This window comes from Pseudomonas sp. LS1212 (genome assembly GCF_024741815.1).
GTDB lineage: Bacteria > Pseudomonadota > Gammaproteobacteria > Pseudomonadales > Pseudomonadaceae > Aquipseudomonas.
Map to the genome: position 1 here is coordinate 3,613,392 of NZ_CP102951.1, position 18,906 is coordinate 3,632,297.

The 18,906-nt window shown below is 60.6% G+C and carries 21 protein-coding genes and 1 pseudogene; 12 read left to right on the forward strand and 10 right to left on the reverse strand.

Going from position 1 to position 18,906, the window contains the following annotated elements; translation table 11 throughout:
• Positions 1-408: 408 nt before the first annotated feature.
• On the reverse strand, positions 409-621 hold the full coding sequence (locus NVV94_RS16760; RefSeq protein WP_258443508.1) for a hypothetical protein: 213 nt from the start codon (positions 619-621) through the stop codon (positions 409-411).
• 102 nt (positions 622-723) lie between these two features.
• Here NVV94_RS16760 and NVV94_RS16765 point away from each other — a divergent pair, with 102 nt between their 5' ends.
• Positions 724-1,440, forward strand: coding sequence for an ATP-binding cassette domain-containing protein (locus NVV94_RS16765; protein WP_258443509.1), 717 nt, complete (start codon positions 724-726; stop codon positions 1,438-1,440).
• Here NVV94_RS16765 and NVV94_RS16770 read toward each other — a convergent pair.
• Positions 1,377-1,925, reverse strand: a complete 549-nt coding sequence (locus tag NVV94_RS16770) for an MgtC/SapB family protein (RefSeq protein WP_258443510.1) — start codon at positions 1,923-1,925, stop codon at positions 1,377-1,379. The genes NVV94_RS16765 and NVV94_RS16770 overlap by 64 nt on opposite strands.
• 142 nt (positions 1,926-2,067) lie before the next feature.
• Here NVV94_RS16770 and NVV94_RS16775 point away from each other — a divergent pair, with 142 nt between their 5' ends.
• The 3 genes from NVV94_RS16775 (at position 2,068) to mapR (ending at position 5,290) form a co-directional block, all read left to right on the forward strand.
• Complete coding sequence (locus NVV94_RS16775; RefSeq protein ID WP_258443511.1) at positions 2,068-2,307, forward strand: DUF3203 family protein; 240 nt, start codon at positions 2,068-2,070, stop codon at positions 2,305-2,307.
• Between the two features lie 120 nt (positions 2,308-2,427).
• The gene (gene ccoG, locus NVV94_RS16780; RefSeq protein ID WP_258443513.1) at positions 2,428-3,840 is read left to right on the forward strand and encodes a cytochrome c oxidase accessory protein CcoG; all 1,413 of its coding nucleotides are present in this window, start codon (positions 2,428-2,430) and stop codon (positions 3,838-3,840) included.
• 40 nt (positions 3,841-3,880) lie between these two features.
• On the forward strand, positions 3,881-5,290 hold the full coding sequence (gene mapR, locus NVV94_RS16785) for a GntR family transcriptional regulator MpaR (protein WP_258447729.1): 1,410 nt from the start codon (positions 3,881-3,883) through the stop codon (positions 5,288-5,290).
• Between the two features lie 155 nt (positions 5,291-5,445).
• On the opposite strand, the gene NVV94_RS16790 is transcribed toward mapR, so the two are convergent.
• Positions 5,446-6,192, reverse strand: coding sequence for an SDR family oxidoreductase (locus NVV94_RS16790; RefSeq protein WP_258443514.1), 747 nt, complete (start codon positions 6,190-6,192; stop codon positions 5,446-5,448).
• A gap of 79 nt (positions 6,193-6,271) precedes the next feature.
• On the opposite strand from NVV94_RS16790, the pseudogene NVV94_RS16795 reads away from it, so the two are divergent.
• Both NVV94_RS16795 and NVV94_RS16800 read left to right on the forward strand, forming a co-directional pair.
• Positions 6,272-6,364, forward strand: a pseudogene (locus tag NVV94_RS16795) (copper resistance protein B); the annotation flags it as partial.
• Positions 6,365-6,502: 138 nt separating this feature from the next.
• Positions 6,503-7,363, forward strand: a complete 861-nt coding sequence (locus tag NVV94_RS16800) for a hypothetical protein (protein ID WP_258443515.1) — start codon at positions 6,503-6,505, stop codon at positions 7,361-7,363.
• A gap of 295 nt (positions 7,364-7,658) precedes the next feature.
• Here NVV94_RS16800 and NVV94_RS26970 read toward each other — a convergent pair whose 3' ends face one another.
• Positions 7,659-7,874 (reverse strand): hypothetical protein, encoded by a 216-nt coding sequence (locus tag NVV94_RS26970; protein ID WP_408733415.1) that lies wholly within the window; start codon positions 7,872-7,874, stop codon positions 7,659-7,661.
• A gap of 258 nt (positions 7,875-8,132) precedes the next feature.
• Here NVV94_RS26970 and NVV94_RS16810 point away from each other — a divergent pair, with 258 nt between their 5' ends.
• Both NVV94_RS16810 and NVV94_RS16815 read left to right on the forward strand, forming a co-directional pair.
• On the forward strand, positions 8,133-8,588 hold the full coding sequence (locus tag NVV94_RS16810) for a DUF411 domain-containing protein (protein ID WP_258443517.1): 456 nt from the start codon (positions 8,133-8,135) through the stop codon (positions 8,586-8,588).
• A gap of 16 nt (positions 8,589-8,604) precedes the next feature.
• On the forward strand, positions 8,605-9,039 hold the full coding sequence (locus tag NVV94_RS16815) for a YqaA family protein (RefSeq protein WP_258443518.1): 435 nt from the start codon (positions 8,605-8,607) through the stop codon (positions 9,037-9,039).
• Here the strand turns inward: NVV94_RS16815 and NVV94_RS16820 are convergent.
• The 6 genes from NVV94_RS16820 to NVV94_RS16845 all read right to left on the reverse strand — a co-directional run bounded on the left by NVV94_RS16820 (position 9,036) and on the right by NVV94_RS16845 (position 14,549).
• On the reverse strand, positions 9,036-9,575 hold the full coding sequence (locus tag NVV94_RS16820) for a DinB family protein (protein WP_258447731.1): 540 nt from the start codon (positions 9,573-9,575) through the stop codon (positions 9,036-9,038). The genes NVV94_RS16815 and NVV94_RS16820 overlap by 4 nt on opposite strands.
• Positions 9,576-9,618: 43 nt before the next feature.
• Positions 9,619-10,737, reverse strand: coding sequence for a cell division protein ZapE (zapE, locus tag NVV94_RS16825; RefSeq protein WP_258443519.1), 1,119 nt, complete (start codon positions 10,735-10,737; stop codon positions 9,619-9,621).
• A 109-nt stretch (positions 10,738-10,846) separates the two neighbouring features.
• Complete coding sequence (locus NVV94_RS16830) at positions 10,847-12,037, reverse strand: PQQ-dependent sugar dehydrogenase (protein ID WP_258443520.1); 1,191 nt, start codon at positions 12,035-12,037, stop codon at positions 10,847-10,849.
• A 10-nt stretch (positions 12,038-12,047) separates the two neighbouring features.
• Positions 12,048-12,386, reverse strand: a complete 339-nt coding sequence (locus tag NVV94_RS16835) for a hypothetical protein (RefSeq protein WP_408733416.1) — start codon at positions 12,384-12,386, stop codon at positions 12,048-12,050.
• A 117-nt stretch (positions 12,387-12,503) separates the two neighbouring features.
• Positions 12,504-13,457, reverse strand: coding sequence for an agmatinase (gene speB, locus NVV94_RS16840; protein WP_258443521.1), 954 nt, complete (start codon positions 13,455-13,457; stop codon positions 12,504-12,506).
• A 12-nt stretch (positions 13,458-13,469) separates the two neighbouring features.
• Entirely contained in the window at positions 13,470-14,549 is a 1,080-nt protein-coding gene (locus NVV94_RS16845; protein WP_258443522.1) for an extracellular solute-binding protein, read from the reverse strand.
• 101 nt (positions 14,550-14,650) lie between these two features.
• Here NVV94_RS16845 and NVV94_RS16850 point away from each other — a divergent pair, with 101 nt between their 5' ends.
• The 4 genes from NVV94_RS16850 to NVV94_RS16865 all read left to right on the forward strand — a co-directional run bounded on the left by NVV94_RS16850 (position 14,651) and on the right by NVV94_RS16865 (position 18,903).
• A complete protein-coding gene (locus NVV94_RS16850) occupies positions 14,651-15,544 on the forward strand; it encodes a LysR family transcriptional regulator (protein WP_258443523.1) in 894 nt (297 codons plus the stop codon).
• Positions 15,545-15,762: 218 nt separating this feature from the next.
• Positions 15,763-16,302 carry a cytochrome b gene (locus NVV94_RS16855; RefSeq protein ID WP_258443524.1) on the forward strand — a complete coding sequence of 180 codons (540 nt, stop codon included), beginning with the start codon at positions 15,763-15,765 and terminating at the stop codon, positions 16,300-16,302.
• A 19-nt stretch (positions 16,303-16,321) separates the two neighbouring features.
• Complete coding sequence (locus NVV94_RS16860) at positions 16,322-16,894, forward strand: YceI family protein (protein ID WP_258443525.1); 573 nt, start codon at positions 16,322-16,324, stop codon at positions 16,892-16,894.
• Between the two features lie 293 nt (positions 16,895-17,187).
• Positions 17,188-18,903, forward strand: a complete 1,716-nt coding sequence (locus NVV94_RS16865; RefSeq protein ID WP_258443526.1) for an amidase — start codon at positions 17,188-17,190, stop codon at positions 18,901-18,903.
• The last annotated feature ends 3 nt before the right edge of the window (positions 18,904-18,906 follow it).

An 18,906-nucleotide genomic window follows, 5' to 3' on the forward strand; every position in this document is an offset into this window, starting at 1 on the left:
CAGAACGCTAAACCTCTCCATACTTTTCATAAAAGAACAAGTGAAAGAGCCTATTTCGTTATTCTGGACACTTCTATCCCCCTGTATCATTTTTTTCTTCTTCGCCTTTTCGCGACAAGACAAAGACTACTTCACTCAAAGTTACACGGAAACCACATCCTGGTTCTACGCATACATCTGCTCAAACATCTCCTTGTTCGGATTCACTTTCTATATAATAGGGAGGCGAGAAAGCGGCTTCATTCGATCATTCATATACACAAAACAAGCAAAACTATTATTCATCAGCGCCCACTTCCTCAGCTACTCGATTATAGCAGCAACCTACTGCACTATTTTTTACTTACTCAGCCGCCCAGCATTCGGCCCCTACAACGCTAACGAATATACCGAGACGCTCTTAAAATTCTACACTTGCTTCTTACTGTTCTCTTCGATCGGCTTACTATTCACACTCACCCCCTTAAAATTCCAAACGGCAAATACTTTATTATCCATCTCTTCTTTCATCATGTTAGCACTAGGAATATTCAGCGAATACGGGAACAGCCCCGCCTTAAGGTTCATAAATGAATACAACCCTTTAAACATTGCCAACCTTATAATACGGAACTCATTCACAAACAGCTCAACGCTGTACTACGGAGTATTTTTGCTTAGCACGATCTCATTACCAGTATCATTAAAATTTTTTCGCACGAACCCCGTATGGAGTCGATACTAATGAGCATAATTTCTGTACACGACATGAACGCAGCATACAAAAATAAAGCAATCTTCAAAGACGTATCGCTTACAATTTTAAAAAACTCAATCACGGGCATGCTTGGGCCAAATGGCTCGGGCAAAACCACCTTTTTTGATATTATTTGCGGCCTTAAACATCCTGATACGGGCCACATTACTAACACCTCAACTCATCCACTTTATCTATCGCAGACCTTATCCACACCTGCAACACTTAGAATGTCCGAGATATTCCGACTTATTTCAAACCTCTCAATCTCCGCACCAATTCAAAAAGAAAACATCTTTAAAGCACTAAAGAAATGGAGCCCAGATGCATTAGAGCGATACTCGAACATCTGGAATAAAAAACCTTCAGCTTGTAGCTATGGTGAAATAAGAAGCTTTTTCACGCTTTCATTACTTGCCCTGCCTTCCGACTTGATAATATTAGACGAACCGACCGCAGGCGTGGACCCAGAATTCCGCCATTATATTTGGCTCTGTATACAGAAGGCAAAAAATGATGGCGCATCTGTAATTGTTTCGTCACATAACGTCGAGGAAATTGGGCATAACACAGATACTTTCTATATGATCGCGCAGCAAAAATTCACCAGATTCAACTCAAGCGATGAATATATGGATTTTTATGAAGCCAATAATTTAGATAAAGCATTTATCAATGCAGCCTCCTCACGCTGTTCATCATGACGCTCGAATCTGTCCACCACCCACGGCATCACCCCCAGGATGATCAACGCCAGCACCGTGCTGAACAGCGCCGTCGCCTCCCGGCCCAGGCCGGCGGTGACGCCGATGGCGGCGGTCATCCAGAGGCCGGCGGCCGTGGTCAGACCCTTGACGTGTTCTTCGTCCAGGTCCTTGCCCTTGAGGATGGTGCCCGCACCGAGAAAGCCGATCCCGGCGACGATGCCCTGCACCACCCGACTCAAGGCCGCTTCGCCGGCACCGGCCATCTGCGGCACCAGCACGAACAACGCCGCGCCCAGCGCCAACAGCATATGGGTGCGCACCCCGGCGGCCTTGCCCTTGCGTTCGCGTTCGAAACCCAGCACCGCGCCAAGCAGCGCGGCCATCAACAGGCGTACGGAGACGCGGGTGAGTTGCTTGGCGTCGGTGATGTCGGCAAATTCCGCCGCCAGCGTTAACCAGACTTCATGCCACCAGGCATCCATGGCGCAGCCTCTGTGAAGGGGGGTGATCAGTGGACCGCAGCGGCGCGCGCAAGTGCGTCGATGACCGTTGATCAGAGCTTGCAGACACTCGCAAGTCGCTGTGGTCACAACTTGAGAGCGCCCTGAAACCGAGGATAAGGTCATGTATGTTCATACCAATCAAGAAACACGACGCTGCACTTTCACAGTCGACGATCAACGTTTCGACGTTGCAGCCGCCGACCTCACCGTCACCACCGATGAGGCCTTGCGCATGTCAGTGGTGGAGGTGAACGGTAAAAAAGTGCCGATCACCGAGGATGAAGCCGACACGCTCACCGTGGCGGGTGCGGTGGATGGTCGCAAGCATTTGAAGGCCTCGGTCCCAGGCTCCGTGATTTAAGGGCTCGCGCGGTTTTCAGAGGCATCTGATACGGTTTTTATTCAGATACCTGAGCCTGTTATGCAAACAGATGGGACGCCATAGTGCTCCAGCCTGATCGAGGCTGATGAGCGACGAACCATGAGCGAACGAATTCCCGTCCAGATCGTTGAAGTAGCCGAGCCTTCCGCATTCAAAAAGAAGCCCGCCACCAGCGACAGATACATCCACACCCGCAGTTTCACCGGCTTGTTCCGCAACCTGCGCCTGGGCGGCGCAGGGCTGCTGTTTGTCCTGTTTTTCGGCACCGTCTGGTTGAACTGGGGCGGTCGCCAGGCCGTGCTCTGGGACCTGGCCGAAAGCAAGTTCCACATCTTTGGCGCAACCTTCTGGCCACAGGATTTCATCCTGCTGTCGGCACTGTTGATCATCTGCGCCTTCGGCCTGTTCGCCATTACCGTGTTCGCCGGGCGCGTCTGGTGTGGCTACACCTGCCCGCAAAGCAGCTGGACCTGGATCTTCATGTGGTGCGAGAAGGTCACCGAAGGCGAGCGCAACCAGCGCATCAAGCTCGACGCGGCGCCCTGGGGGTTGAACAAACTGATGCGGCGCTCGGCCAAGCACACCTTGTGGCTGGCCATCAGCCTGTTGACCGGGTTGACCTTCGTTGGCTACTTCACGCCTATCCGGCCACTGGCCAGTGAACTGCTTAGCCTGGAATTGAGCGGCGTCAGCCTGTTCTGGGTGCTGTTCTTCACCGGCGCGACCTATATCAACGCCGGCTGGTTGCGCGAGGCGGTGTGCATGCACATGTGCCCGTATGCGCGCTTCCAGAGCGTGATGTTCGACAAAGACACCCTGACCGTCACCTACGACTACACCCGCGGCGAGAACCGCGGCCCGCGCAAGCGTGACGTGGACCCGGCAAGCCAGGGCCTGGGCGACTGCATCGACTGCCAGATGTGCGTCCAGGTCTGCCCGACCGGCATCGACATCCGCGACGGCCTGCAGATGGAGTGCATCGGTTGCGCGGCCTGCATCGACGCCTGCGATTCGATCATGGACAAGATGGGCTACGCTCGCGGCCTGGTTGGCTACACCTCCGAACGCACCCTGCAGGGTGGCAAGACCAAACTGCTGCGCCCGCGTTTGCTGGGTTACGCAACGGTGCTGCTGGTGATGATCGGCGCGCTGGTGGTCGCCCTCGACCAACGCTCGATGGTCTCGTTGGACGTCAGCAAGGACCGTGGCCTGTTCCGTGAGAACAGCCAGGGCCAGATCGAGAACATCTACAGCCTGAAAGTCATCAACAAGACCCAGCAGCGCCAGGACTACCGCCTGCGCCTGGTCGATGCCGAGGGTTTCGAGCTGGATGGCAAGACCGCCTTCAGCCTGGCCCCCGGCGAAATCAGCGACTTCCCGGTGTCGGTGGCGATGTTGGCCGACCGCCCGCAGAGCAGCTCGCAGGCCATCGGCTTTGAAGTCGTCGACAGCGATGATCCGCACGTCGTCAGCGTGGCGCACAGTCGCTTTGTCGCGCCATTGAACCGCTGATCACATACACTCCGAGGCAGTCAGACAGCACCGAGCCATGATGAAACGCTACGAGAAATTCGCCGACGACATTGCCGAACTGATCCGCTCCGGAGTGCTGGGCCCCGGCCAGCGAGTGCCGTCGGTGCGTTATGCCAGCCAGACCCACGGGGTCAGCCCCTCGACGGTGTTCCAGGCCTACTACCTGCTGGAGCGTCGCGGGCTGATCCGGGCCCGGCCGCGCTCGGGGTACTTCGTCAACACCCACACGCCGACGCAGTTCAGCGAACCGCAGATCAGCCACCAGGACAATGAGTCCACCGAGGTGGACGTCAGCGAGTTGGTGTTTTCGATTCTCGACTCGATGAAAGACCCGCAAACCGTGCCCTTTGGCTCGGCCTTCCCCAGCCCGAGCCTGTTCCCGCTACCGCGCCTGGCCCGTTCGATGGCCAGCGCCAGCCGGGAAATGGACCCGCGCATGGTGGTCACCGACCTGTCACCGGGCAACCCGCAACTGCGTCGGCAGATCGCCCTGCGCTACATGGTCGGCGGCCTGATGCTGCCCATGGAGGAGCTGCTGATCACCAACGGTGCACTTGAGGCGCTGAACCTGTGCCTTCAGGCCGTGACCGAACCGGGCGACCTGGTCGCGATCGAGGCGCCGGCCTTCTATGCCTGCCTGCAGGTATTGGAGCGGCTGAAGCTCAAGGCGGTGGAGATCCCGGTACACCCGCGCGAAGGCATCGATCTGACGGTGCTGGCGCAAACCCTGGAGCGGCATCCGATCAAGGCCGTCTGGTGCATGACCAATTTCCAGAACCCGGTCGGTGCAAGCATGCCCGAGGCCAAGAAACAGCAGCTGGTGGAACTGCTGCGCCAGCATCAGGTGCCGTTGATCGAAGACGATGTGTATGCCGAGCTCTACTACGCCCAGCAAGCGCCAAAACCGGCCAAGGCATTCGATACCGAAGGGCTGGTGATGCATTGCGGTTCCTTCGCCAAGAGCCTGGCGCCGGGCTATCGCATCGGCTGGGTGGCCGCCGGTCGCTTCGCGCAGAAGATCGAACGGCTGAAGCTGATGACCTCGCTCTGCGCCTCGATGCCGGCCCAGGCAGCGATTGCCGATTACCTGCAGCACGGCGGCTACGACCGCCACCTGCGCAAACTGCGTTATGCCCTGGAAGAACAGCAAAGCGCCATGCTCGCCGCCATCGCCCGGTATTTCCCCGCGCAAACCCGGGTCAGCCAACCGGCCGGCGGTTATTTCCTGTGGCTGGAACTGCCCGAGCAGATGGATTCGTTGAAGTTGTTTCAGATGGCGTTGGCGCAAGGCATCAGCATTGCGCCGGGGCCGATCTTTTCGCCGACCCAGCGGTTTCGTAATTGCATACGGTTGAATTACGGCAGCCCGTGGACGGAGCAGTCGGAGAAGGCGATGGAGACGTTGGGCAGGATTGTGCGGTCGTTTTAGCGGATATCGCAGGCAGGCCCGCGACGAGGCCCTCAAGACTTGCCGGGGGCAACGATACTCTCTCAAGGTCGCTGCAAAATCAGCGATACGGGCTTGGCGGCAGGCGGTTACTCGTTCCCACGCGCGTGGGAACGAGGAGGCCGCGATTGGCCGCGTTAGCGGCCACCACCCAGGTCAACGAAGGTCCCGGTCGAATACGAGGCCTTGTCCGACAGCAGCCAGATAATCGCCTCGGCCACCTCGCTTGCCTGCCCGCCCCGCCCCATGGGGATTGTCGACTCGAGCTTGCTGACCCGGTCCGGGTCGCCGCTCAGGGCGTGGAAATCGGTATGGATGTACCCCGGCCTTACCGCATTGACGCGGATGCCCTCGCCCGCCACTTCCCTGGAAAGCCCAACGGTGAAGGTGTCCAGCGCGCCCTTGGAGGCAGCGTAGTCGACGTACTCGCTCGGCGAACCGAGCCGCGCCGCCACCGATGACACGTTGACGATACTGCCGCCCTGCCCGCCATGCAGCGTGGACATGCGCTGGACCGCATGCTTGGCGCACAGGATCGGCCCCACCACGTTGGTCTTCATGATTTTCAGCAGACGGAACTCGGACATTTCCTCGACCCGGGATTTCTGCCCCACAGTGCCTGCATTGTTGACCAGCGCCGTCACCCGACCGAGCTCGGCATCGACACGGTTGAACAGATGGGTCACTTCATCTTCGATGCTGACATCGGCGCGCACGGTGATGGCTTCTGCACCCAATTCGCGCACCTGCTCGAGCACCCGGTGCGCCGCCTGTTCGTCGGTCTGGTAGTTGATGCAGATGCGGTAGCCCTCGCGGGCCGCAAGCAGCGCGGTGGCGGCGCCGATGCCGCGGCTGGCGCCGGTGATGACGATGACTTTTTCCATGGACAGTACTTGGCCCCCGTTTGGTGATGGGGGTGAAGGCTAACGCATGTCGGGGTGATGCCGGAAGGTCCTTCGGCGTCGCAGCTACGGCAATACCGCCGATCTGGTGCGTGATGACGGGGAAGAGCCCGACGAGGCGCGTTTTGTAGCCGGGGTTCGGCTGTGGTTTTGAGGCAGGCAATCGAACGAAACCACGCTCGGGAAGTCCCCTGAAGTAAGAGGCCGGTTCGAGCGCCTCTGAGGAGTGGCTGTGACGCAACAAGCACCCTTGGCTGGACGCAAGAGCTGTTCCACTTGGCTTGGATGGCTCTTGCTCTCGATTCTGGCTTATATGCCCCTGGGGTATGGGCAAGATGCCCAAACACTCAACACACGTTATATGGCGCTGCAAGAACAGTTGGCCAACAGTCCGTTTCAACGCCCGCTCTACCTGGAGTCGCGTGAAGCGGAAAATAATCTGACCGGCGACATCTATGCGCTGACCGAGCAACCCTATGCCGTTGTCAGCTCGGCGCTGCAGGGCATTGGCCAATGGTGCGATATCCTGATCCTGCATCTGAACGTAAAGAACTGTCGCGCGTCTTCTAAAGCCGAGGACACCTTGAGCGTCGATATCGGACGCAAGTCGGAACAGTCGCTGAGCGAAACCTACCGATTCGACTTCTTGTATCAAATCGTCGCAACCACACCCGATTACCTGCGAGTCATGCTGAGCGCCCCGCAGGGCCCCATAGGAACGAGTGATTACCGCATCGAACTCGAAGTGCTGGGCCTCGACTCGCAGCGCAGCTTCCTGCATTTGTCATATTCGTATGACTACGGTATGGCCGCCCGCATGGCCATGCAGAGCTATCTGGCGACGACCGGCCGCAACAAGGTGGGTTTCAGCATCGTTGGCCAGGCGGCCGATGGCCAGCCTGTCTATATCAGAGGCATGCGCGGGGTGGTGGAGCGCAATTCGATGCGCTATTACCTGGCGCTCGAAGCCTACCTCGGCGCGTTGTCAAAACCTGCGTCGGAGCAGCTGGAAAAACGCCTGAGTGACTGGTATGCCGGTATCGAGCGCTATCCACGGCAGCTGCAAGAGCTCGAGCGCAGCGAATACCTGGACATGAAATACAAGGAAATCCAGCGCCAGCAGGAAGAGGATGCAGCACCAACGACACAGTAGGTGCTGATTGGCATTGGGCTGGGGTTTCGAGTGCCTGAGGATCGCTCAAGCACTCGCGCCCTGCATCAGTGATCGTTTTTGGAGGACGATTCGACGGCGTTTCTCAGGCCTTTCGAGTTGTGCGTGCCCGGCGTGCTACCGGCGATCGCCGTCGCCTTGGTCAACCCGCGGGTGTCCTTGGAATGGGCAATTCCTGAGGTTGTCGTACCATGGCCCTTGTCATTGTTGCGTGTGCTGCCGTAATGATTGCCACTGAGCCCATGATCCCGAGTGGCTTTTGCAGCATGCCCTTCGCTCAGGCCCTTGCCTTGACCCTTGCCACCCAAGCCGCCGGAATGACCACCACCATGACCCGCCCCGCCGCCGTGGCCACCGCCATGACCGCCACCATGGCCACCTCCGCCGCCATGGCCACCACCACCACCACCACCACCACCACCACCACCACCACCGCCACCGCCACCGCCACCGCCATCTTTAGCCTGAGCGGAGGCGATGAAAGATACTTCACCTGGAAGTATCGAAATGGCTGTAAATGCCAGGGTGCAGGCAGTCAGCGCTACAAGGATTTTCTTTTTTATCAACATGAGTCCTCCAGACCGTTCAGTACGGCGTAGGTAGGACAACTGCCAGCATTTAAGGTTTCACGGCCAGACGCTCCGCGGCGACGCGAAGTGGGCAAGTAGGCTTAAAATTTTGTAATACTTCCCTCAGCTTTCTGACAGCCTCCGCTGGTAATCTGCGAGGTTGCTCACACAGGAGATCCAACATGTTGCACACTCGCCCGCTACGGCGCATCGCATTGCTGGCGCTGTTGGCGACCAGCTCTCTGGCCCAGGCAGCCGAAGCGTTGAACATCGATGTCTACCGCGACCCCAACTGTGGTTGCTGCAAGGCCTGGATCAGCCACCTGAAAGAGAACGGCTTCACCGTCCAGGACCATGAGGAGCCGAACATGAGCGCAGTCAAGCAACGCCTCGGCGTAGAGCCGCGACTGGCTTCGTGCCACACCGGGGTGATCGACGGCAAGTTCGTCGAAGGCCATGTGCCGGCCGACCAGGTCAAGGCGTTGCTCAAGCGTGACGACTTGCGCGGGCTGGCCGTGCCGGGCATGCCGAAGGGGTCGCCGGGCATGGAAGTCGAGGGCCGCCAGGATGCCTATCAGGTCATCGGCCTTACCCGGGCCGGTGCCGATGAAGTGGTGGCCGAGTACCCGGGCAAATGAGTCTTGACCGGCCTTGATGCTGGGTTATGGGAGCCTGTTCCTGGCAGCGTTCGGGGCAGCGACACTGCTGCCCCTGCAATCTGAGGCCGTTCTGGTCGGGCTGCTGCTCAAAACCCCGTCAGCGGTAGCTTGGCTGCTGCTGATCGCCACTGCTGGCAATCTGCTGGGCTCGATCGTCAACTGGCTGCTGGGCCGCTCCATCGAGCACCTGCGCAACCGGCGCTGGTTCCCGATGAGCCCACGGCAGTTGGAACGGGCCCAACGCCATTACCAACGCTATGGCCAATGGTCCCTGCTGCTGAGCTGGGTGCCGATCATCGGCGACCCGCTGACCTTGATCGCCGGCGTCATGCGCGAACCCTTCTGGCGCTTCGTCCTGATCGTCGGCGTGGCCAAGGGCGCCCGCTATGGCGTGCTGGCATGGCTGACCCTGGGCTGGTCAGCGGCCTAGCGGTTCCAGATCTGCGCCTCGGTCCAGCCCAGTTCGGCGAAGTCCCGGGCGCGCAACTCGGCATCCGATTCACAGAAGAACTCATCGAGCTGCGGCGTCTTGACCCCGGTTTCGCACAACATCGCATGCACATGGCCACGGTGGTGGGTCTGGTGCTCGAACAGGTGCGCGACCAGGCGCAGGCGCTGTTCGCGTTGCACCCGGTCCGGGCGCACGATGCTGACGTAGCGGTTCAGGTTTTCGTCGTGCAGATGCGAGCAGTAGGCGATCAGGCGATGGTCGGCCTGGGCCTGCTCGCGTTGCAGTTGCTCGCAGTCATCGAATTGTTCCTCAGGCTCGACAAAAAGCTCCGGGGCCTCGCCCGCCTGCTCACACTCCAGCGCCTGCAGGTACAGCCAGTCCACGATCAGAATATGATTGAGCGTGAGCTTGATCGAGGGAAAGAAACTGCACCTGGGCTCGACGAACTCATCCTGGCTCAGCTGCAGGCAAGCCTTGTACAAACGATGATTGGCCCAGGCATTGTTGTAGGCCATGCTCAGCAAGTGATGCGACAGTTGATTGGCCACGGCGGTGTCCTCAGCAAAACCGTTGCAGTTGCATTTCCCGCAACCGGCTCAACGTACGCCGGAACGGGAACGACAGATACCCTTGAGTGTAGAGTGCTTCGAGCGGAATTTGCGCTTCGAGGTAAAGCGGCACCTTGCGGTCATAGCACTCGTCGACCAGGGCGATGAAGCGCCGCACACTGTCGTCGTGTACCGAGAGCTGGGGCAACTCACGGTCCCCGGCCTCCACCCGCTCCACGCCATCTTCGGTGCCCCGGGCAATCTTCGCCGCTCGCTGCCGGGCACTGAGGTCCGGGACCTCGCCAAGCAGGATGACCGTGAAGCGATCGCACAAGGCCATGAACTCCATTGCCGCCAACGGGGCCTCGTACAGATCGGCATAGCGGCACCACAGCACCTTGTCGCTGACCTGCACCACATTGAGGCGACGATGGCCTACTGCCAGCGAATCGCAATGCGAGGGGGCATCGCCGCTCAAGCGCCGGAACACGTTTGGCAACGCACTGGGCTGATCATTGCTATTGACCCAGTAACGCTGTTCCCGCGCCCCCGGATGCAGTCGATGATCCTGTTCGCCCGCCACGCTCACCACCTGCATGCAACGCTCGATCGCGGCAATCGCCGGGACAAAGCGCTGGCGATTGAACCCGTCGCTGTAAAGCTGGTGCGGCGGCTGATTGGAGGTTGCTACCACCACCACGCCGGCCTCGAACATGACCTCCAGCAGGCGCCCGAGAATGATCGCATCACCAATGTCGCTGACGAAGAACTCGTCGAAACACAAGACGCGGATTTCCTCGCTCAACTGCCGCGCCAGTGCCTGCAAGGGGTCGCTGGTGCCAGTGAGCTGGAACAGGCGCTGGTACACCCAGCTCATGAAGTGATGGAAATGCTGGCGCCGGGCCGGTAGCTGCAAGCATTGATGAAACTGGTCCATCAGCCAGGTCTTGCCGCGCCCCACCGGCCCCCAGAGGTACACACCATTGACGCGCCCGGATTGTTGCAGCGCCTCAAAGCACTGCTGCAGGGCATGCACGGCGTGCCGTTGGGCATCGTCGGCGGCGAACCCACGCTGCTCGATGGCGAACCGATAGGCGGCCAGCGGTGACTCGAAGGCAGAACTGGACATTACGCGCGGGTGTCCTCGAATCAATCGACGGTTGGGGAAAGTGAGTAAAAACGACCATTATCCTTTGAAGTCGTCGATTGCAGAAGCCGGATGCTCGGTTCGAGGCCAATCAATTCGCAGTGAGCTGCGTTTCCTGACCCGAGTCGGACTGCTCCAGGCCCACCTTGAGCAAGGCCCCATCGTCCTCATCGGTCAGCACATACAAATACCCGTCGGGGCCCTGGCGCACATCACGGATGCGCGACTTCAACTCGCCCAGCAGGCGTTCTTCGTGAATGACCTTGTCCCCCTCCAATTGCAGGCGAATCAATTGCTGGGAGACCAGCGCACCGATGAACAGGTTGTGCTGCCATGCCTTGAAACGCCCATTGTCGTAGAACGCCATGCCGCTGATAGCCGGCGACTTTTCCCAGACATGGTGCGGGCCGAGCGCCCCCTCGACGGACTTGCCCCTGGCTTCCGGGATCGGCGCACCCGAATAGTTGATGCCGTGGGTTGCCAGCGGCCATCCGTAGTTCTTGCCGCGCTGGACGATATTCACCTCGTCGCCGCCGCGCGGACCGTGTTCGTCGGTCCAGAGCTGGCCGGTCCAGGGGTTGAGGGCAGCACCCTGCTGGTTGCGGTGGCCGTAGGACCAGATTTCCGGACGTACCCCGGCCTGGCCGACAAAGGGGTTGTCATCGGGCACCTTGCCGTCAGGATAAAGGCGCACCACCTTGCCTTGCAGCTTGTCCAGGTCCTGGGACGTGGCACGCTGGTTGTTTTCGCCCAGGGCAATGAACAGGTGACCGTCGCGGTCGAACACCAGGCGCGAACCGAAGTGGAGGCCACTGGAGAGTTTGGGTTCCTGGCGGAATATCACCCTGAAGTCTTGCAACTGGGTCAGGTCGGCCGACAAGCGCCCGCGCCCGACCGCCGTGCCCGCGGTATCGCCCTTGCCACCGCCTTCGGCATAGGACAGGTAAACCAGCCGGTCCCGTTTGAAATCAGGTGACAGCGCCACATCGAGCAAACCGCCCTGCCCCCTGGCAAAGACCTCGGGCGTTCCGCTGATGGGTGCACCGACCTTGCCATCGCTGCTGACCACACGCAGGTTGCCCTGCCGTTCGGTGACCAGCATACCCTTGGCGTCCGGCAGAAAGGCCAGGGCCCAGGGGTGATTCAAACCCTGGGCAATGGTTTCGACGCGGATCTCACCCAGCTCGCTCGGGTAGGTGCGTTCAGGTGCAGCCCCGGCGGTCAGTGGCAGGTAGCACAGCGCAAGCGCACAGCAGGCTGTCAACAGGCGGTTGGATGGCATGAAAAGCTCCTCAGGGTGCTCTCTCGAGCGGGCGCTCGGGTCGTGGGGTACCCGGCAGCGGGGCCTGTTGCTCACGGCGCAGGTTTTCACCGTTGCCGATGCCGCGGTTTTCGAGGGTTGGGGGGCGTGGATTGGGCATCGTCGAGGGCCCGCGCACGGGCGGCGTGCTGGGCACGCTGCCCTGGCGGCTGTTGGGATTGATGCGGCGGATCGGGCTGTTATAGGGATTGGTCGAGCCCGCGGCCAGCAGTTGCGGCGAACCCCGGGGGGACGCCTGCACGGCCGGCAGCGGATCGAGCAGCAATGCACCCAGCAGCAGCGCGGCCAGGCCTTGCACAGAGCGCTTCACGACAATCACCTCATGCGCGGTTTCCAATAGGCATTGGATAGCCTAAGGCTGCCCGGGTTCGATGGGAAACCCCGGTATCGCGCAGAGGTGATTCTTTTTGTAACCGGACGGCCTTCCTTAAAGCTTATGGCGCGCCGCATACAGGCAGAGCATCTCCATGGCCAGGGTCGCTGCCGCCAACGAGGTGATGTCGGCGTGATCATAGGCCGGCGCCACTTCGACCACGTCCATGCCCACCAGATTGATGCCGCGCAGCCCGCCGATGATCTCCAGCGCCTGCACGGTAGTCAGGCCACCGCACACCGGGGTACCGGTACCCGGCGCATACGCGGGGTCGAGGCAGTCGATATCGAAAGTCAGGTACACCGGGTTATTGCCGACCCGCTGGCGAATCGATTCGACAATGGCCGCGCAGCCCCGCTGATGGACCTGGCGCGCGTCGAGGATGGCGAAACCCTGATCGTCGTCGTTGGTGGTGCGCAGGCCGATCTGCACGGAGCGCGAAGGGTCGACCAGCCCTTGTTGGGCGGCATGGTAGAACATGGTGCCGTGGTCGATACGCTGGTTGTCGTCATCGGCCCAGGTATCGCTGTGGGCATCGAAATGGATCAGCGACAGCGGGCCATGTTTGCGCGCATGGGCCTTGAGCAGCGGATAGGTGATGAAGTGGTCGCCACCCAGGGTCAGCATCGCGCAGCCTGCCGAGAGAATATGCTCGGCATGCGCCTCGATAACCTCGGGTGTCGCCTGCGGCGTGCCGTAATCGAAGGCGCAGTCGCCATAGTCAATCACCGCCAGGTGGTCGAACGGGTCGAACTCCCACGGCCAGTGGCGCTCCCAGGCCGATTGCACCGAGGCATTGCGAATCCCGCGTGGCCCGAAACGCGCGCCCGGCCGGTTGCTGGTCGCGGTGTCGAACGGCACGCCGCTGACCACCACGTCGACACCCTGCAGGTCGCGACTGTAACGGCGACGGGAAAAGCTGGTGATGCCGGCATAGGTGCTCTCCGCCGCCGTGCCGTAGAGGCTGCTGCGGGTCAATGCCTGGTCGTTTTGTGCTACATGATCCATGGGAAGGATTCCTTATTGGCGGCTACGGAAAGAGGTCCACAGGCGAGTGCGCTGGCGCATGTCGGCCAAGGCCATGCTGCGGTCGGCATACAGGCGTGCGCGAACCTCGGCGGGCGGGTAGATGTCCGGGTCGTTGCGCACCTGGGCATCGACCAGCGGCGTCGCCGCCTGGTTGGCATTGGCGAAAAACAGGGTGTTGGTCAACGCCGCCACTGAGTCAGGGCGCAGCATGAACTCGATGAAGGCCTTCGCCGCTTCCGGGTGCGGTGCATCCTTGGGGATGGCCAGGTTGTCCTGCCAGATCAGCGTGCCTTCCCTGGGAATGCGGTAAGCCACTTCGAAGGGCTTGTTGGCACGCCTGGCCTGGTCGGCGGCCATGCTCGCATCGCCGTTGTAGGTCAAGGCCAGGCACACGCTGCCATTGGCCAGATCGCTGATCTGCCGGCCATTGGCCACGTACTGCACCGAAGGCTGCAATCCATGGAGCAAGGCGGCGGCGGCAGTCAGGTCATTCTTGTCGCGGCTGTAGGGATCCTTGCCCAGGTAATGCAGGGCCAGGCCGATCACTTCCTGGGGCGAATCAATGATGGCGATGCCGCAGTCGGCCAGTTTGCTGGCGTATTCGGGCTTGAACAGCAGGTCGAGGCTGTTCAGGGGAACGCCTGGCAGGCGTTGCTGCACCGCCTGGACATTGATTCCCAGCCCCAGGGTGCCCCAAGTATAGGGCACTGCGTACTGGTTGCCGGGGTCGACCTGGGCAAGCTTGTTCAGCAGGTCAGCGTCGAGGTTGGCGTAACCCTGTAGCGCCGCCCCCCCGGTCGTGCGCAAGCCTCCGGCGGCCATGGCCCGGGCCAGCACGCTGGAAGACGGCACCACCACGTCGTAGCCGCTGCCACCGGTGAGCAGACGGGTTTCCAGTACTTCGGTGGTGTCGAAGGTGTCGTAACGCACCTTGTAGCCGGTCTCCTGCTCGAAGCGCTGCAAGGTTTGCGGCGCGACGTAGTCGGCCCAGCTGTACAGATTGACGACCTTGTCCTCGGCCATTGCCGGCACCGCCAGGGCCAGGGACAGAAGCAAGAGTGATGAACGCATGATGAGCACCTCGATGCAGGGAGTGCCCACAGCATGCGCGCCGGGTTACATTGGTAAAATACCAAGTCAATTATCCTGACATTCACCTGGAGCAATGTTTGATGCTCGGACAACTGCATGACCTGGACCTGCAACTGCTCCGGCTGTTCGCCAGCGTGGCCCAGAGCGGCGGCTTCAGCGCCGCGCAAGGGGTACTCGGGCTCAGCCAGCCGAGCATCAGCCAGCAGATGGCCAAGCTGGAGACGCGCCTGGGCTACCGTTTGTGCAGTCGCGGCAAGGGCGGTTTCAAGCTGACGCCCAAGGGCGAGCAACTGCTCAAGGCCACAAGGGTGCTGTTCGAATCCATCGAAGCGTTTCGCCATCAGGCCAATGGCGTCGCCGGACGCTTGCTGGGCGAACTGCGCATCGGCTTTTCCGAAGCACTGGACCAGTCGGTGACCCTGCGCCTGGCCCAGGCCATCACGCGCTTTCGCCAGCGCGACGAATCGGTGTGTATCGAATTGATCAGCGCCATGCCGGCCGACATGGAACGCTTGCTGCTGGAGCAACGCCTGGATCTGGCTATCGGCTATTTCTCAGGTGCCCAGCGGGCGTTTGACTACCGCCTGTTGTTCAGCGAGACCCAGCAGCTTTACTGCGGGCTCGGTCACCCGTTGTTCAGCGCTGTGGAGGTGGACGAGCAGGCCCTGGTCGAGGCTGATCGAATCGAGCACCCGTATCGTTTCCTCAAGACTGACGAGCCGTTTCGCGGGGGCGTGTGCTCGGCGCGTACCGAGCAGGTCGAAGGCGCGCTGGCGTTTATTCTGTCGGGGCGGCATATCGGCTACCTGCCCCGCCACTTTGCCCGGCCCTGGGTTGAGCGGGGTTTGTTGCGAGCGTTGCGTGAGGAGGAGTCGAGTTTCGAGGTGCCGTTTCATCTGGCCCGGCACCGGGGGCAAGTGCCGGGGGATGCGCAGCAGGCGTTTGAGTTGGACCTTTTGGCGGCGTTTGCTTGAGGGCCTCATCGCGGGCAAGCCCACTCCTACAAGACCCGTGTCGGGCATGCGATTCTGGACCAGCGCTAATCTCCATAGAACGGGCTGAACAGCGGAACACGCATCGGCCGCCAGCAAAGGCCGATCGAGCCCCTGGAAGTGGTGTAACTGATTCCAGCCGAATGCGACAATGTCGCAACGCTCAACCGCCCGGACACACCGGACCAGAAGGAGCACTCATGAATCTTCGGTACACCCGTACGGCGATCTGGTTGCACTGGCTGGTGGCGCTCGGGTTGGTCGGTACCTTCGCGCTGGGCCTCTACATGCCCGACCTTCCCCTTTCGCCGACCAAGCTGAAGCTGTTCTCCTGGCACAAGTGGGCGGGCGTGACCCTGTTCTTCCTGGTGCTGATACGCCTGGGCTGGCGCCTGAGCCATCGCGCACCCGCCCTGCCTTCGACGATGCCGGCCGTGATGCGTTTCGTGTCCCATGCCATGCATTGGCTGATGTATGCGCTGATGTTCGCCATTCCGCTGAGCGGCTGGCTGATGAGTTCGGCCAAGGGGTTCCAGACCGTATGGTTCGGCGTACTGCCGTTGCCCGATCTGCTGGCCAAGGACACGGCGCTGGGCGAACGCCTGACGGCGTTGCACGAGGTGCTCAGCTACGTTTTGCTTGGCCTGGTGATCGTCCACACGGTCGCGGCGTTGAAGCACCACTTCATCGATCGCGACGACATACTCACGCGCATACTGCCACTCAAGTCCAAGGGCTGAACCGCGACCGGAGAGTCCCATGAGTAGTCGATTACTGCGCCCTGCTGCGTTGGTCGCCGCCCTCACCCTCGGCGCCTCGGCCTGGGCCCATGCCGTCGAATACAAGCGAGTGAATCCGACGGCCAGCCAGATTGCCTTCACCTACACCCTGATGGGCGCGAGGGTGTATGGCACATTCGGCAAGTTCCAGGCAAAGCTCGATTTTGACTCGGCCAACCCCACGGCGGCCTCTGCCGAGCTCACCATCGAACTCGACAGTATCGACGCCGGGGATAGCGAGGCCAACAGCGAACTGCAAAAGCCCGCCTGGTTCAACACTGCCGTCTATCCGGTGGCAACCTTTGAATCGAGCAGCGTGAAGGTACTCGCCGACAACCGTTACGAGGTCGCCGGCAAGCTCTCACTCAAGGGTCTGACCCGCAACGTCCGCGCGCAGGTCACCTTGAAGCCGCAAAGCGCCATCGGCGTATTCAGTGGCGAATTTATTCTCAAGCGCGCCGACTTCAAGGTCGGTGAAGGTGAATGGGCCGATTACGGGATCATTTCCAACGATATCAACATCAAGTTTCGTGTGGTCGCTCCCGCGCAATGACCTTCGGGATGTGGATTCTCCTGAAAAAACGCCCCATGACAACGAGGCACAGGGCGGTAAATTGCTTGCGGCCGTTAAAGGACCGAGATCGGATAACACATACACCGATTCCTCTGTTCCCCGCTTGGTGTTAAATAGAACGCTCAGGTTGTAAGTCCAGACCCTGTCGCGTAATGCAGTGCAACGAGAACCGATATGAAAACCCATTTTGAGATAAGTGATGTCCCTGAGCCCAGGATCCAGCGTGATGGAAACATTCACCGCGTCACCTATCAGCAACCGGCGGTAACAGCATGATCGAAATCACCGAGGTTTCCATAGCCGAACTGCGTGCTGCGCTCGAATCTGGCCAGACAACTGCGGTTGAGCTTGTCCAGGCCTATCTCGCCAGGGTCGATGCCTACGACGGCCCCGACACGCCCACCGCCCTCAACGCGGTTGTGGTTCGCAACCCCGATGCGCTCGAGGAGGCGCAGGCGTCCGATGCCCGTCGGGCCAAGGGCCAGACGCTGGGTCCGCTCGATGGCATCCCTTATACGGCCAAGGACAGTTATCTGGTGAAGGGGCTCACCGCAGCCTCTGGGAGTCCCGCATTCGCGAACCTGATTGCTTATCGCGATGCGTTCACGATCGAACGGCTTCGCGCCGGTGGAGCGATCTGCCTGGGCAAGACCAATATGCCGCCCATGGCGAACGGCGGCATGCAGCGCGGGGTATACGGCCGTGCGCAGAGCCCGTACAACGGTGACTATCTCACCGCTCCCTTCGCATCGGGCTCATCGAACGGCGCAGGCACTGCAACCGCAGCCAGTTTCGCGGCATTCGGCCTCGCGGAAGAAACCTGGTCGAGCGGACGGGGTCCTGCATCGAACAATGGTCTGTGTGCCTATACGCCTTCGCGCGGGGTGATCTCGGTGCGCGGGAACTGGCCGTTGACGCCGACAATGGACGTTGTCGTGCCGTATGCCAGAACGATGGCGGACCTCCTCGAGGTGCTCGACGTGGTGGTCGCGGATGATCCCGACACGCGGGGAGATCTGTGGCGGTTGCAACCCTGGGTGCCTATTCCGAGTGTCGCCTCGGTTCGTCCCGCCTCCTATGGGTCGCTTGCCGCGACTACCGATGCGCTCGCGGGCAAGCGGTTCGGCGTTCCCCGTATGTACATCAACGCCGATCCCGATGCGGGCACGAGCGATGCGCCTGGCATCGGTGGTCCGACGGGGCAGCGAATCATCACCCGTCCCTCGGTGATCGGGCTCTGGGAAGAGGCTCGCAAGGCACTTGAAGCCGCTGGGGCCGAAGTGATCGAGGTCGATTTCCCGCTGGTCTCCAATTGCGAGGGTGATCGTCCCGGTGCGCCGACGGTGTTCAATCGGGGCCTGGTGTCCAAAGAGTTCCTTCATCATGAGTTGTGGGATCTGACGGCCTGGGCGTTCGATGATTTTCTTCGGGCCAACGGCGATCCCGAATTGAACCGTCTGGTCGACGTGGACGGACCGCTGATTTTCCCGCACGACCCCGGGACTCTACCAAACCGGGAGGGGGACCTTGTCGCTGGCATGGACGAATACGTGCGGATGGCCGAACGCGGCATTACACCGTGGGACGAGATCGCCACCCTTCCTGATGGGCTACGGGGGCTTGAACAGACGCGTCGAATCGATCTTGAGGACTGGATGGATCGGCTGGGGCTCGATGCGGTGATATTCCCGACGGTAGCCGACGTTGGGCCGTCGAATGCCGATGTCGATCCGAAGTCTGCGGATATCGCGTGGAGTAACGGCATATGGGTCGCCAACGGCAATCTCGCCATCCGGCACCTGGGTGTACCCACGGTAACGGTGCCGATGGGCGTAATGCCGGATATCGGCATGCCCGTCGGGCTGACATTTGCCGGCCGTGCCTATGACGATTCGACGCTGCTTCGCTTGGCGATGGCGTTTGAGTCGACTGGGACGAAGCGATTGATCCCGCCTCGAACCCCGCCATTGCCGAGTGGCAAAAAATAGAAA